Source organism: Streptomyces sp. KL109B (assembly GCF_030766935.1).
Classification (GTDB): Bacteria; Actinomycetota; Actinomycetes; order Streptomycetales; family Streptomycetaceae; genus Streptomyces.
In genome coordinates this window covers 861,023-874,124 of sequence record NZ_JASERL010000002.1, presented here as the reverse complement: position 1 = coordinate 874,124, position 13,102 = coordinate 861,023, and the positions used below count along the sequence as shown (strand labels likewise).

Sequence of the window (13,102 nt, the reverse complement as noted above, 5' to 3'; positions counted from 1 at the left end):
CATGAATCGCGCCACCGCGGCCCCGCGCAGGTCAGGCCCATCCGTCACCCTGCGTCACCCCTGTCACTCGTTCGGTGGCACGGGGCCTGCGTGACGAAGGCCTCGGTGGTGCGCTGGGAAGAGCCGCGCGCAGCGACCGGTGCGCGCCCCGGTACAGAGTGGAGTCCCGCTGTGCTGTGCCCTTCCGGACCGGTCTCGTATCCCGACGCACCGGGCTCCTACCCGCGCACGGCGTCCATGACGCCGCCTCCGAGCCTCGCCGCGCCAGGGACCGCCGGTGACCCGTTCCCGCTGTACCGCACGCTGCGCGCCGCGCACCCCCTGCACTACGACGCCCCCTTCGGGGCCTGGCTGCTCAGCCGCTACGAGGATGTGCGCGCGGCACTCGCGGACCCCCGGCTCGTCGCGCCACCGCCCGGCCGCACCTTCGCGCACCTGGAGGCGGCCACGCACGCCGCCCACCGCGCGCTCCTGAACCCGGCCCTCCAAGGGCGCGCGCTGGCCGCCCTGAAGGCGAGCGTCGAACGCACCGCCTACGTACTTGCCCGCCGCCTCACCCGACGCCACGAGGCCGACCTGGTCGAGGAGTTCTGCCACTGGCTGCCCGCCGCGGCCGTCGTCCGCGCGCTCGGCCTGCCCTACGAGGACACCGCCCACGTCACCGCCCTGTGCCGGGCGGGCCTGACCCACCTGGGCGGCGCCCCGGACGCCCTCGACGCCTTCCTGCGCCCGCAGCTCGCCCGCCGCCGCGCGCACCCCACGGACGACCTCCTGGGGGCTCTGTGCGCCGCGCGGGCGGCCGGTGGGCGTCCGCTGTCCGACGAGGCCGTCCACGGGCTCGTGGCGACGCTCCTCGGGGCGGGCGGGGACGCCACCGACCGAGCGCTCGCGGCGCTCCTCGCCAACCTCCTCGACCATCCTGAGCAGTTGGCGCTGGTGCGGGCCCGGCCCGAGCTCGGCGCCGCCGCGTGGGCGGAGTCGTTGCGCCGTGATCCAGCCGCGCACGTCGTGCTGCGGCGGGCGCTCGCGCCGGTGCCGGTGAGCGGCGGCACGATACCGGCGGGGGCCACGGTGGCGTGTCTGGTGGGGGCGGCGGGGCGCGATGCGGAGCGGTTCGCCGATCCCGACCGGTACGACCTGTTCCGGGTGGCGCCGGGGCAGTTGGCGTTCGGCGCGGGGCGTCATCGGTGTCCGGGGGTGCAGCTCGCGCGGCTCACCGCGGATGCGGGGGTGCGGGCGTTGTTGGCGGTGTTGCCCGGGATGGGGTGGGCGCCGGGGTTCAGGCCCACGTATGAGGGGGTGTTGAACCGGTCGCCGGTGGAGCTGGTGGTGCGGGTCCGTTGACCGGAACCGTGGTTGCGGACTCGGGGCGCTGCCCCGGACCCCGCTGCTCAATCGCCGCAGGGGCTCTATTTGTGGTCCGTGCGGATGAGGAGGGCCACCGGGAGGTGGGTGAAGAGGTCCGCCACGCGTGCGTGACCGGTGAAGTGGCGCTCTGCGGTGAGGAGTTCGAGCCATTCGCCCTCGGGGAGGGGGAGTGTCGTCGAGTGCCAGCCGCCCGCTTCGGCGAGGCGCAGGGAGAGGCGGGTCGCCGCCACCACGACGCGGCCCGCGCGGGCGTACGCGACGCAGTGGGCCTCGCCGGGGCCCTCGGCGGGGAGCGGGGTGTAGGTGGCGGCGCCGCCGAACCATTCGGGGTGCTCGCGGCGCAGGCGGAGTGTCAGGCCGGTGAGCGTCGACTTGGTGCTGTGCGCGTCCGGGGAGAAGGCGGCGGGGGACCGGTTGTCCGGGTCGACCAGGGCGCGGTACTCGTGTTCGGTGCCCTGGTAGAGGTCCGGCACCCCGGGCATCGTGAGGTGGACGAGGGCCGCGCCCAGGATGTTCGCGCGCACATGGGGTTCGAGGGTCGCCATGAAGCGCAGCACCTCGTTGCCGGGCGGGCCGCAGGGGCCGGACGCCACGAAGTCCTCCAGCGCGCGTTCGTAGTCAGCGTTCTGCTCCGTCCACGTGGTGAACAGGCCCGCCTCGCGCGCGTGCTTGAGCAGCGCGCGCCGCAGCCGGGCCGGTTCGGCGGGGCCAAGCCCGGCCACGGTCTGCCAGGCGGCCCACGCCAGTTGGGGGTCGGGCGCGCTCGCGCCGCCGCCCCGCGCGGTCAGCTCGGTGACCTCCGCGAGCAGCGCCTCCCAGCGGTCGGGGCACTGCGTCAGGACGGCGACACCGGCCCGCACGTCGGCGCTGCGCTTCGTGTCGTGCGTCGAGAGGACCGTCGACGTATAGGGCCAGTCGCGCTGCACGCGCGCGCAGTGCGCGTGGAACGCCGCCACGGAGACCGCGGGCCCGCCCGGTGAGCCGCCCACCTCAAGGGCCGACAGGAGTGGTGTGAACCGGTAGAACGCCGTGTCCTCCACCGACTTGGCGCGCAGCGCCGACGCCGTCTGCGCGAACCGGGCACGGAACGCCGTGTGCGCGGGGCTCGTGCCGCGCCGCCCCAGCGCCAACTCCCGTACGGCGTCGACCGCGCGGGCCTCATCGGGCACCGCGAACGCGGCCTTCGCCTCCCGCGCCGCGGACGCCGCCAGAACCGTCTCAGGGGCGTCGCCACCGGTCGCGTACGGCCGGTACACCGGAACCCGCACCAGAAGCTCGCACAGCGCCGTACGCAGCGCCCAGGGGGCGTGGTCGCGCAGCTCCGGCTCCTCGGCGCACAGCGTGGCGGCCTCGCGGGTCAGCCGGTCGACCTCGGCGGCCAGTTCGTGCGTGACGACGCGGTGCGCCGCGCGCCGCACCGTCGCGGGCCAGTGCCCGCCCCGGTCCGCCGCGACGCCCGTGAACCGGCGGAACAGGCCGAGGAGTTGATCGGATCCCGCCGGGTCCGTGAACAGCCCGTCGACGTGCCGCAGCGCGTCGTAGCCGGTGGTGCCGGCCACCGGCCACGCGGCGGGCAGCCGCTCGCCGTCCTCCAGGATCTTCTCGACGACGGTCCACCGGCCGCCCGTCGCCTCGCTCAGCCGCTGCAAGTAGGCGCCGGGGTCGGCGAGCCCGTCGGGGTGGTCGATCCGCAGCCCGTCGACAACGCCCTCACGCAGCAGTGACAGGAGCTTGCCGTGCGTCGCCTCGAAGACCTCCGGGTCCTCCACCCGTACGCCGATCAGGTCCGAAATCGTGAAGAAGCGCCGGTAGTTGAGCTCGGTGCGGGCCAGCCGCCACCACGCGAGGCGGTACCACTGGGCGTCGAGCAGCTGGAGGAGCGGCAGCGTCGCCGTGCCCGCGCGCAGCGGAAACGCGTGCTCGTAGTAGCGCAGTACGTCGCCCTCCACCTTCAAGTGCGGTAGTTCCTCGGCCATATGGCGGGCCAGGACCGGCAGCAGCACCCGCCCGCCCTGCGCCTCCCAGTCGATGTCGAACCAGCGCGCGTACGGCGACGACGGCCCGTCCCGCAGTACCTCCTGGAGCGGCCGATTGTGGGACACCGCCGCCGCCATGTGGTTGGGCACGAGGTCCACGACCAGGCGCAGGCCGTGCCCGCGCGCCGTGCGGGCGAGCTCCCGCAGCCCCTCCTCGCCGCCCAATTCGGCGCGTACGCGCGCGTGGTCCACCACGTCGTAGCCGTGCGTCGAACCCGGCACCGCCTCAAGGACCGGCGACAGATGCAGATGGGAGACCCCCAAGGAGGCCAGATACGGGACCGCGGCCGCCGCGTCGGCGAACCCGAAGTCCGGTCGCAGCTGGAGCCGGTACGTCGCCGTGGGCGTCGTCGGGAGCTGAGGCGTCATGCGAATCTACGTACCCGCCCCGCCGCCTTTCGTGTCATCACCGCATGCGGGTACGCGCGCGTGCCTCGTTAACGTCGGACGATGCCTGGTACATCCAACAAGGCCGCGACACCGGACAAGGCCGCGACACCGGACAAGGCCGCGACACCGGACAAAGCCGCGACATCCGACAAGCCCGCCGGAACGCTCGACTCGTACCGCCGCGTGCTCGCGGCGACGGGGCGCCCGCTGCCCGTCGTGTCGTTCCTCGGGCGGCTGCCGGTCGCGGTGATCCAGTTCGGCAGCGTCCTCCTGGTGACCCGCACCAGCGGCTCGCTCGCCACCGGGGGCGTCGTCGCCTGCGCCCTCGCGCTCGGCCAGGTCGCCATGGGGCCCTTCGTCGGGCGGCTCGCGGACCGGCGCGGGCAGCGGCCCGTCGTCCTCGCCTTCGCGCTGCTCAACGGGCTCGCCATCGCCGCCTACACGCTGGGCGCCCTCGCGGGCCTGCCGACGCCCGCCCTGATCGCGCTCGGCGTCCTCGCGGGCGCCACCGTCCCGGGCATCGGCCCGCTCGCGCGCGCCCGCGGCGTCGCCCTCGTGCGCCGCGAGGGCGCCGACGAGCGAGTGGTGAACGCGGTGCTGTCGCTGGAGTCCACCATGGACGAGCTGAGCTTCGTCCTCGGCCCCGCGCTCATCGGGATCGCCTCCGTAGTGGCGCACCCCGCCTACGCGTTCGGTGCGGCGGCCCTCCTCGTCGCCGTCTGCGGCGCCGCGTTCGCGCTGCACCCGACCGCCACGGCGGTGCCGCCCGCCCCGGCCGACGCGCGGCCACGCGCGCGTGCGGACCGGCCACGGCTGCCGCGCCAGGTGCACGTGGTGCGCGCCGGACTCGTCCTCCTCGGCATCCTGCTCGGCGGCTGCGGCGCCGGGATCACCGCGCTCACCGAGGAGTTGGGCCACGGCGACCAGGCGGGGCTGGTGTACGCCGCGATGGGCGTCATGAGCGCCGTCGTCGGCCTGTCCATGGCGGCGGTGCCCGCCCGCTTCACGCTGCGGGCCCGCTGGCGCGTCGCCACCGCCGCCGCGGCCCTCCTGTCGCTGCCGCTGCTCGTCGCCCACTCCATGCCGCTGCTGTACGTCCTGGTGACCGTGTTCGGCGCCCTGTTCGCGCCGAACCTGATCACCGGGTTCGGGCTCACCGAGCAGGCCGTGCCGCGCGAACGGCTCGGCGAGGGCATGACGGTCGCCGTGAGCGCGTTCGTCGGCGGACAGGCCGTCACGCTCGCCGTCGCGGGCCGTCTCGCGCAGTCCCACGGGTCCGCTGCCGCGTTCGCGGTGGGCAGCGTGGCCGCCGCCCTCGCCTTCCTCGTCGCACTGCGCGTACGGCCCCTCCAGGCGTCCGGCGAGGCGGCTACGCCGGCCGTCGCAACACCGTGAGGCTGCGGCCCTGGACCTGGAGCCGGTCGCCCGCCTGCACCTTCTGGCCCTCGCCCGCCGAAAGCCCTTCGGGCAGCGCCGTGTCGACGACGGCCCGCCACTGGCGCCCGTGGTCGACCGGGACCACGAACTCCTGCGCCTGCGGCGAGGCGTTGAACATCAGCAGGAACGAGTCGTCCTGGATGCGCTCGCCGCGCGCGCCCGGCTCCGAGATCGCGTTGCCGTTGAGGAACACGGACAGGGCGCGGGCCTGCGCGACGCCCCAGTCCGTCTGCGTCATCTCCTCGCCCTCGGGGGTGAACCACGCGATGTCCGACAGGTCGTCGTGCGTGCCCTCCACGGGGCGGCCGTGGAAGAAGCGCCGCCTGCGGAACACCGGATGGTCGCGGCGCAGCCGCACCATCGCGCGCGTGAACTCCAGGAACGGCGGCGGCGCGCCGGGGTCGGCCCAGCGCACCCACGTCACCTCGTTGTCCTGGCAGTAGGCGTTGTTGTTGCCGCCCTGACTGCGGCCGAACTCGTCGCCGTGGCTGAGCATCGGGACGCCCTGCGACAGCATCAACGTAGCGACGAAATTGCGCATTTGACGGTCCCGCAGATCGAGCACCGCCGCGTCGTCGTTCTCGCCCTCGGCGCCGCAGTTCCACGAACGGTTGTGGCTCTCGCCGTCGCGATTGCCCTCTCCGTTGGCGTCGTTGTGCTTGTCGTTGTACGACACCAGGTCGCGGAGCGTGAAGCCGTCGTGGCAGGTCACGAAGTTTATCGAGGCGAGAGGGCGGCGGCCGTCGTCCTGGTAGAGGTCCGACGAACCGGTCAGCCGGCCCGCGAACTCGGCGAGCGTGCGCGGCTCACCGCGCCACAAGTCCCGTACGGTGTCGCGGTACTTGCCGTTCCACTCCGTCCACAGGGGCGGGAAATTGCCCACCTGGTAGCCGCCCTCGCCGACGTCCCAGGGCTCCGCGATCAGCTTCACACGGGAGACCACCGGGTCCTGCTGCACCAGGTCGAAGAACGACGACAGCCGGTCCACCTCGTGGAACTGCCGCGCCAGGGTGGCCGCGAGGTCGAAGCGGAACCCGTCGACGTGCATCTCCTCGACCCAGTAGCGCAGCGAATCCATGATCATCTGGAGTACGTGCGGGGACCGCATCAGGAGCGAATTGCCGGTCCCCGTCGTGTCCATGTAGTAGCGCGGGTCCTCGGTCAGCCGGTAGTACGACTGATTGTCGAGCCCCTTGAAGGACAGCGTCGGACCCAGGTGATTGCCTTCGGCCGTGTGGTTGTAGACCACGTCCAGGATGACCTCGATGCCCGCCTGGTGCAGCGCCCGCACCGCCGACTTGAACTCCAGGACCTGCTCTCCGCGATCGCCCCACGACGCGTACTTGTTGTGCGGGGCGAAGAACCCGATCGTGTTGTAGCCCCAGTAGTTGCTCAGGCCCATCTCGACCAGCCGGTGGTCGTTGACGAACTGGTGCACCGGCATCAACTCAAGGGCGGTGACGCCCAGTTTGGTGAGGTGCTCGATGATCGCCGGATGCGCGAGCGCCGCGTACGTGCCACGCAGCTCGTCCGGCAGCGAAGGGTGCCGCATCGTCAGGCCCTTCACATGCGCCTCGTAGATCACCGTCTCGTGGTACTCCGTGCGCGGCAGCCGGTCGTCCGCCCAGTCGAAGTACGGGTTGACCACCACGGAGGCCATCGCGTGCGGCGCCGAATCCAGGTCGTTGCGCTCGTCCGGGGAGCCGAACGGATAGCCGTACACCGACTCGTGCCAGTCGACCTGACCGCTGATGGCGCGCGCGTACGGGTCGAGCAGCAGCTTCGCCGAATTGCAGCGCAGACCGCGCGCCGGCTCGTACGGCCCGTGCACCCGGTACCCGTAGCGCTGCCCCGGCATGATCCCCGGCAAGTAGGCGTGCCGCACGAACGCGTCGGCCTCCCGCAGCTCCACGGCGGTCTCCGAGCCGTCGTCGTGCAACAGGCACAGCTCGATACGGTCGGCGGCCTCCGAGAAGACCGCGAAGTTCGTTCCGGCGCCGTCGTACGAGGCACCCAGCGGATACGCCTGTCCAGGCCAGACCTGCATGCTGACGACTCTTCCACTTCTGGCCCGGCGGCCTTGGCGACATCCGACACTTCTCTCTGCCCGAAAGGGAGGCAACCACACGGGAGTTGAAGCCCTCTTACCTCTCGACCAGTCGGACCGGCACGCCCTTGACCGGGGCTGCCGGGGAAGTTGGGGGAAGATGTGCGCACTACTGCAAGACGCCATCTCGGGAAGCTGATGGCGGTGACGGCGCTCGCGGTCGCGGGCGCCGCCGTCGCACTCGGCGTGACCCTGCCGGACGCCGGCGGGACCGACATGACCAGGGCGGGAACCGCGCGGCAGGACGCGGTGGCACCGGAGGGGACCGTGCAGCCCGCGCCCGCCGACGAAGCGAAGGGAGTGGGCCGCGACCCGCTCACGGACGCCGAGACCGAGCGCGCCGAGAAACTGGCGACGGCGGGCAACGCGCTGCGGATGGACGCGCGGGACGTGGAGGGCGACCGCGGCCCCCAGCACCTGTCGACGAACCTCACGGAGGTCGACCCCGGCCTCAGCGGCGCCGCCGCCGACCAGCGGCGCGCCGACGTCGTGTACTACGACTACAAGAGCGACTCCGTCGTCACGAAGACCGTGAACCTCGACACGGGGAAGGTCGAGGACAGCCGGACCGACCAGGGCGTGCAGCCACCGCCCAACCAGGAGGAACTCGCCGAGGGCGCCCGCCTGTTGATCGCCGACCCGCTCGGCGCCGACCTCAAGGGCGACTACAAGGACGCCACCGGCAAGCAGCTCACCGAGCCGGACCAACTCCGGCTCAGCGGCATGGTGTTCCGCGAGAAGACCGTCGCGAACGTCCCCGCCGGCCTCAAGGAGTGCGGCGAGCACCGCTGCCTGCGCGTCATCACGAAGGTCGTCAACGGACCGTGGATAGACACCCGGGACCTCGTCGTCGACCTGAGCGCCCGCACCGTCGCCCGCCTCGGCTGACAGCCCGGACGCCACCGACCTTCTCCCGCACCTCCTCCGTGAATCCGTGAAGGAGCACTTCCGTATGCACGTCAACAGAGTCACGCGCGCCCGCACCCGGCCCGCGGCGCTGCTCGCCGGGCTCGCGGTCACCGCGCTGCTCGCAGGCACCCTCGTCACCGCACCCGCCGCCACCGCGGCCCCGCCCCGGGAGCCCGCGGCCGCCGCGCCCGCCTGCTCGGACGCGTACCGCATCGAGCAGACCCTCGACGGCGGCACCACCTGGCGCATGTGCTGGCACTACAACACGCTGGCCGGACTCGTCCTCGACGACGTCAGCTACCAGCCCAAGGGCGAGGCCCAGCCCATCCGCGTCCTCGCCAGCGCCCGGCTCGCCCAGGTCCACGTCCCCTACGACGACGGGGAGGCCGAGTACGACGACGTCACCGGCACCGACTTCGGGCAGGCCCTCCAGGACCTGAAGCCCGCCGAGTGCCCCGGCGGCACCATCAAGACCGTCAAGGTCCCCGACATGGGCAACGTGAAGGGGCTGTGCACCACCACGCGTGCGCGCGGGCACGCGTACCGGCTCAGCGACGACGAGTCGACCGGCGGCAGCGGCAAGGTCTACCAGGCGCAGGGCAAGGACCTCCTCGTCTACACGGTCAACAAGGCGTCCTGGTACGAGTACATCACCGAGTGGCGCTTCGCCTCCGACGGCACCATCACCTCGAACGTCGGCGCCACCGGCAGCCTCTCCCCGTACGACTACGACGGTACCGACGGCAAGGGCTGGCCCATCGGCAAGGGCGCGAGCGCCTACGCCGAGAGCCACAGCCACAACGTCTTCTGGCGGCTCAACTTCGGCCTCGACGGCTCGCCCAAGGCCAAGGTCGAGCAGTACGACTCCAAGGTGACCCCGCCCAGCGGCAACGGATCACCCACCACGAAGACGACCCGCACCCCCGTCACCAAGGAACTCGCGGGCGACGTCAAGGACATGCGCTGGTGGCGCGTCGTCTCCACCGCGGGCAAGAACAAGGACAACCACCCCAGGTCGTACGAGTTCGTGCCCGGCCGCTCCAACCGGTTCCCCGGACGTGCCTTCACCAAGCACGACGTCTACTTCACCGAGTACAAGAAGTGCGAGCAGTACGCCAGCGACAACCCGGCGGCCAACTGCGGCGGCACGAGCGTCAACAAGTGGGTGAACGGGCAGCCGCTCACACACCCGATCACCTGGGTCAACATCGGGTTCCACCACATCGCCCGGGATGAGGACCAGCAGCCCATGCCGGTGCACTGGCAGGGCTTCTCCCTGGCCCCCAGGGACGTGACCGCTATGAATCCGCTCACTCCGGGGGACCTGGCGGGACAGAACGGCGTTCCCCCGAACGGCAGTTGAGAAACTAGCGGCCTCATCCGGCTGCACCGCCACCCGCTCCCGGAGTACCCTTCCTTGATCGTTGCTGGGGCTGTGCTCTACAGGTTCGAGCTCGACAGGTTCGGGGAGCGGAAGGCGGTGCGGAGCGGGTGAGCTCGGGAGGGCTGGAGCTGCCCCCTGGTGACGACGGTCACGAGGGACAGGACAGCCAGGAGGCAGCCTCCGCGGACATCCCGCCCCAAGCGGTGTCGCTGGCCAGGCCCATGGACGTGGCGTCGCAGATCGGACCCGAACTGGACTGGGGCGCCGACGCCTGGCGCGAGGTCCGTACGCGCGCCCAACGGGCCGGGCGGGCCTACATCTGGCTGAACCTGGTCGAGCAGCGGCTGCGCGCCGTCGTCGCCGCCGTACTGCGCCCCGTCTACGCGCCCGTGCACGGCGAGGACTGGGTGGTCGCGGCGGCGGGGCCGGCCGGCCAGGAGTGGGTGCAGCGGGCCGTCGCCGTGCGCGAGGTCAGCCGCCGCAAGGGCTACCTCCTCGACCCGGCCGACGACAACGTCCTGTCGTTCCTGACCCTGCCGCAGCTGCGCGAGCTGATGGTGCAGCACTGGCCGTGCTTCGAGCCGTACTTCGACGACCGCCGCGACGTCGAGCTCGCCCTGGACGAGCTGGAGGTCACCCGCAACGTCGTCTCCCGCAACCGCGCCCTCTCGGAGGCGGTTCTCGCCCAGGCCGAGCGCGCCTCCGCCCGCCTCCTGGAGATACTCGGCGCCGGCTCCGACGTCCCCTCGGCCCGCCGCCTTCCCGTCGACGCCGTCGAGGACATGGTCGGCGACCGCTACGCCGACGTGGTGGGCGTGCACCCGGACCGGGTCAGGCTGCTGCGCCAGTTCCCGGCCGAGGACCTCTTCGGCGGGGCCCGGCGCCTGGACGCCATCGGCATAGGGCTCAACCTGCTCGTCCAGAACTTCTCCGGCCGCCGCCTGGTCCGGCTCGCCGAGTCCGGCTGCCGCGTACGACTCCTCTTCATCAACCCGGCGTCCAGCGCGGTCAAACGGCGCGAACGGGAACTGGGGCTCAAGCGCGGCGAGCTGAGCCGCTCCGTCGAGATGAACATCCTGCACATGCGCCGGGTCAGGGCCCGCCTCAGGGACCCCGGCGCCTTCGAGATCCGGGTCTTCGACGAGACGCCGCGCTTCACCGCCTACCTCGTCGACGGCGACGGCTCGGACGGCGTCGCCGTCGTCCAGACGTATCTGCGCAGGACGCGGGGGATGGAGGCGCCGGTGCTCGTGCTGCGCGGCGGCGGCCGGATCGTCAAGGCCGGCGCCTCGACGGAGACCGGCGAGAACGGGCTGTTCGTGACGTACCGCGACGAATTCGAGCAGGCGTGGGCGGACGCGCGGCCCGTGTCGTAGCGGGCCAAAAGCCGGGCGGGACGGGGGATGGGACGGGCGCCAGGACGGATTGTCAGTGGGGCGTGCGAAGGTGGTGGTCACTGGGGGAACGCACCACGAGAAGGGGGCTGCCATGGGCTGGCACCGCGAGCTGCTGATCGGCTTCGACCTGGAGACGACCGGGACCGATCCGGGCCAGGCGCGCATCGTCACCGCCGCCGTCATAGAGGTCAAGGACGGCGCGGTCCTCGGCCACCGGCAGTGGCTGGCGAACCCCGGGGTGCCGATCCCCGACGAGGCGATCGCGGTGCACGGTGTCAGCAACGAGCGGGCGGCCGCCGAGGGCGAGCCCGCGGACCGCGTCGCCGACGCCATTGCCGAGGTCCTCGTCGGCTACTGGCGCGCGGGCGTCCCCGTCGTCGCCTACAACGCGACGTTCGACCTCACCCTGCTCTCCGCCGAGCTGGCCCGGCACGGGCTGCCGTCGCTGCGCGAGCGCCTCGCGGGCGTCGACCCGGCCCCGGTCGTCGACCCGTACACCATCGACCGCAGCGTCGACCGCTACCGAAAGGGCAAGCGCAACCTCGAAGCGGTCTGCACCGAATACGGCGTCACCCTCGCCGCCGCCCACGACGCCTCGGCGGACGCCCTCGCCGCGGCCCTCCTCGCCCGCGCGATAGGCGAGCGCCACGCGAAGGTGGCGCAGCTCGGGGTGGCCGAGCTGCATCGCAGACAGGTCGAGTGGTACGCCGAGTCGGCCCTCGACTTCCAGAACTTCCTCCGCAGGAAGGGCAATCCGGACGCGGTGGTGGACACGGTGTGGCCCATGCGCCAGGTGCCGACTCCGTCGGGCACCTGACGCGGTCTTGCACGTCGGGGGCGAAGCCCCCGGGCCGGAACCACGGCAACCTCAGAAGGGGTACCACCGCACCGCGGGGTCACCGTCCCGCAACGACCCCACCCGCCTCCGAAACTCGGCCAACGCCTTCGGGTTGGACGGCGCATGCTGCGACACCCACGCACACGACGCCGTCTCCCGCGCCCCGCGCAACACCGCACACCCCTCCCACTCCCGCACATCCCACCCATACGTAGACACGAACCCGTCGTACGCCTCGGCCGGCAACCCGTACCGGTCCCGGGACAGCGCCATGACGACGAGGTCGTGCTCCCGCAGATCGGAGGAGAACGTCTCGAGGTCGACAAGAACCGGCCCCTCGGGCCCGACGTGCACATTGCGCGGCAGCGCGTCCCCGTGGATCGGCCCCACCGGCAGCCGCGGCGTCAGCGCCGCCGCGGCCGCCGCGAACCCGTCCCGCCGCTCCCGCAGATAGTCCGCGTCCGCCGGGTCGATCGCGTCGCCCGCGAGCCGCAGCCAGCGCTCGACCCCGCCGAGCAGCTCCCGCCGCGGCAGCTCGAACCCGGTCGGCGCGGGCAGCGCGTGCACCAGCTTGAGCAGCTCCGCCAGATCGCGCGGCTCGGCCGGGCGTACGGCCGCCGGGATCCGGTGCCACACGGTCACCGGGTGCCCGTCCACGACGAGCGCCTCGTCCTTCGCGGGGCGCACGGCGGGGACGTCGTGCCGGGCGAGGTAGGAGGCGATGGCCACCTCGCGGCGGGCCCGGTCGAGGAGTGCGGCGCCGCCGTGTTCGGTGCTGCGGCCGACCTTGACGACTACGTCGCCGGCGGCGAACACGGCGTTCTCGCCGAGGGCGAGCAGTTCCGCCGAGCCTGCGGCGCCGTTCACCACGTCCGCCTGTGCCAGCACGTCCCGTGCCCGTGCCTCGTCCATCGTGCGCCTCCTGCGTTTCGCCTGGTACGGGGGTCAGTGTCGCACTCGCTCGCGCCCGGAAATTCGGTGGACGGGGTGGGCGGGGGCCGAGCAGCATGTGGGGCATGTGCAGCGCAGCGATGATGGCCGTTTCGGTGACCCGTCAGGTGCTGGGCTGCGCGCACGCGGTTCGCTTGCGCGTGGCCCAGGTGCTCTGACCGTCGACGCATCGTTGCGGCCACCCGGCGCCCGGTCGCGGGGCTCCGCCCCGGACCCCGCCGGCTCTCGTCCAACGGCGGGGCTTGACTGTGCCCACCCGGCAATCGCCGCAAGGGCTTGGTATTG

The 13,102-nt window shown here is 72.5% G+C and carries 9 protein-coding genes; 6 read left to right on the top strand and 3 right to left on the bottom strand.

The genetic code is table 11. The features are described from left to right. The first annotated feature begins 237 nt into the window (after window positions 1–237). Window positions 238–1,344, top strand: coding sequence for a cytochrome P450 (locus RBJ65_RS09650; RefSeq protein ID WP_306321653.1), 1,107 nt, complete (start codon window positions 238–240; stop codon window positions 1,342–1,344). A gap of 65 nt (window positions 1,345–1,409) precedes the next feature. Here RBJ65_RS09650 and treY read toward each other — a convergent pair whose 3' ends face one another. Beyond that, complete coding sequence (gene treY, locus RBJ65_RS09645) at window positions 1,410–3,773, bottom strand: malto-oligosyltrehalose synthase (protein ID WP_306321652.1); 2,364 nt, start codon at window positions 3,771–3,773, stop codon at window positions 1,410–1,412. Window positions 3,774–3,854: 81 nt separating this feature from the next. On the opposite strand from treY, the gene RBJ65_RS09640 reads away from it, so the two are divergent. After that, complete coding sequence (locus tag RBJ65_RS09640; protein WP_306321651.1) at window positions 3,855–5,189, top strand: MFS transporter; 1,335 nt, start codon at window positions 3,855–3,857, stop codon at window positions 5,187–5,189. Here the strand turns inward: RBJ65_RS09640 and glgX are convergent. After that, on the bottom strand, window positions 5,164–7,278 hold the full coding sequence (gene glgX / locus RBJ65_RS09635; protein WP_306321650.1) for a glycogen debranching protein GlgX: 2,115 nt from the start codon (window positions 7,276–7,278) through the stop codon (window positions 5,164–5,166). The two genes, RBJ65_RS09640 and glgX, sit on opposite strands and share 26 nt — an antisense overlap. Window positions 7,279–7,440: 162 nt before the next feature. Here glgX and RBJ65_RS09630 point away from each other — a divergent pair, with 162 nt between their 5' ends. From RBJ65_RS09630 to RBJ65_RS09615, 4 genes are all read left to right on the top strand, one after another. Then, window positions 7,441–8,226, top strand: a complete 786-nt coding sequence (locus RBJ65_RS09630) for a Tat pathway signal sequence domain protein (protein ID WP_306321649.1) — start codon at window positions 7,441–7,443, stop codon at window positions 8,224–8,226. A gap of 64 nt (window positions 8,227–8,290) precedes the next feature. Continuing rightward, window positions 8,291–9,610: a copper amine oxidase gene (locus RBJ65_RS09625; RefSeq protein ID WP_306321648.1), complete on the top strand. Its 1,320-nt coding sequence runs from the start codon at window positions 8,291–8,293 to the stop codon at window positions 9,608–9,610. A 128-nt stretch (window positions 9,611–9,738) separates the two neighbouring features. After that, window positions 9,739–11,007, top strand: a complete 1,269-nt coding sequence (locus RBJ65_RS09620; protein ID WP_306321647.1) for an SAV2148 family HEPN domain-containing protein — start codon at window positions 9,739–9,741, stop codon at window positions 11,005–11,007. A gap of 112 nt (window positions 11,008–11,119) precedes the next feature. Further along, window positions 11,120–11,845 (top strand): 3'-5' exonuclease, encoded by a 726-nt coding sequence (locus RBJ65_RS09615; RefSeq protein ID WP_306321646.1) that lies wholly within the window; start codon window positions 11,120–11,122, stop codon window positions 11,843–11,845. Between the two features lie 51 nt (window positions 11,846–11,896). Here the strand turns inward: RBJ65_RS09615 and RBJ65_RS09610 are convergent, their stop codons facing one another. Continuing rightward, window positions 11,897–12,778 (bottom strand): phosphotransferase enzyme family protein, encoded by an 882-nt coding sequence (locus RBJ65_RS09610; protein ID WP_306321645.1) that lies wholly within the window; start codon window positions 12,776–12,778, stop codon window positions 11,897–11,899. Between the last annotated feature and the right edge of the window lie 324 nt (window positions 12,779–13,102).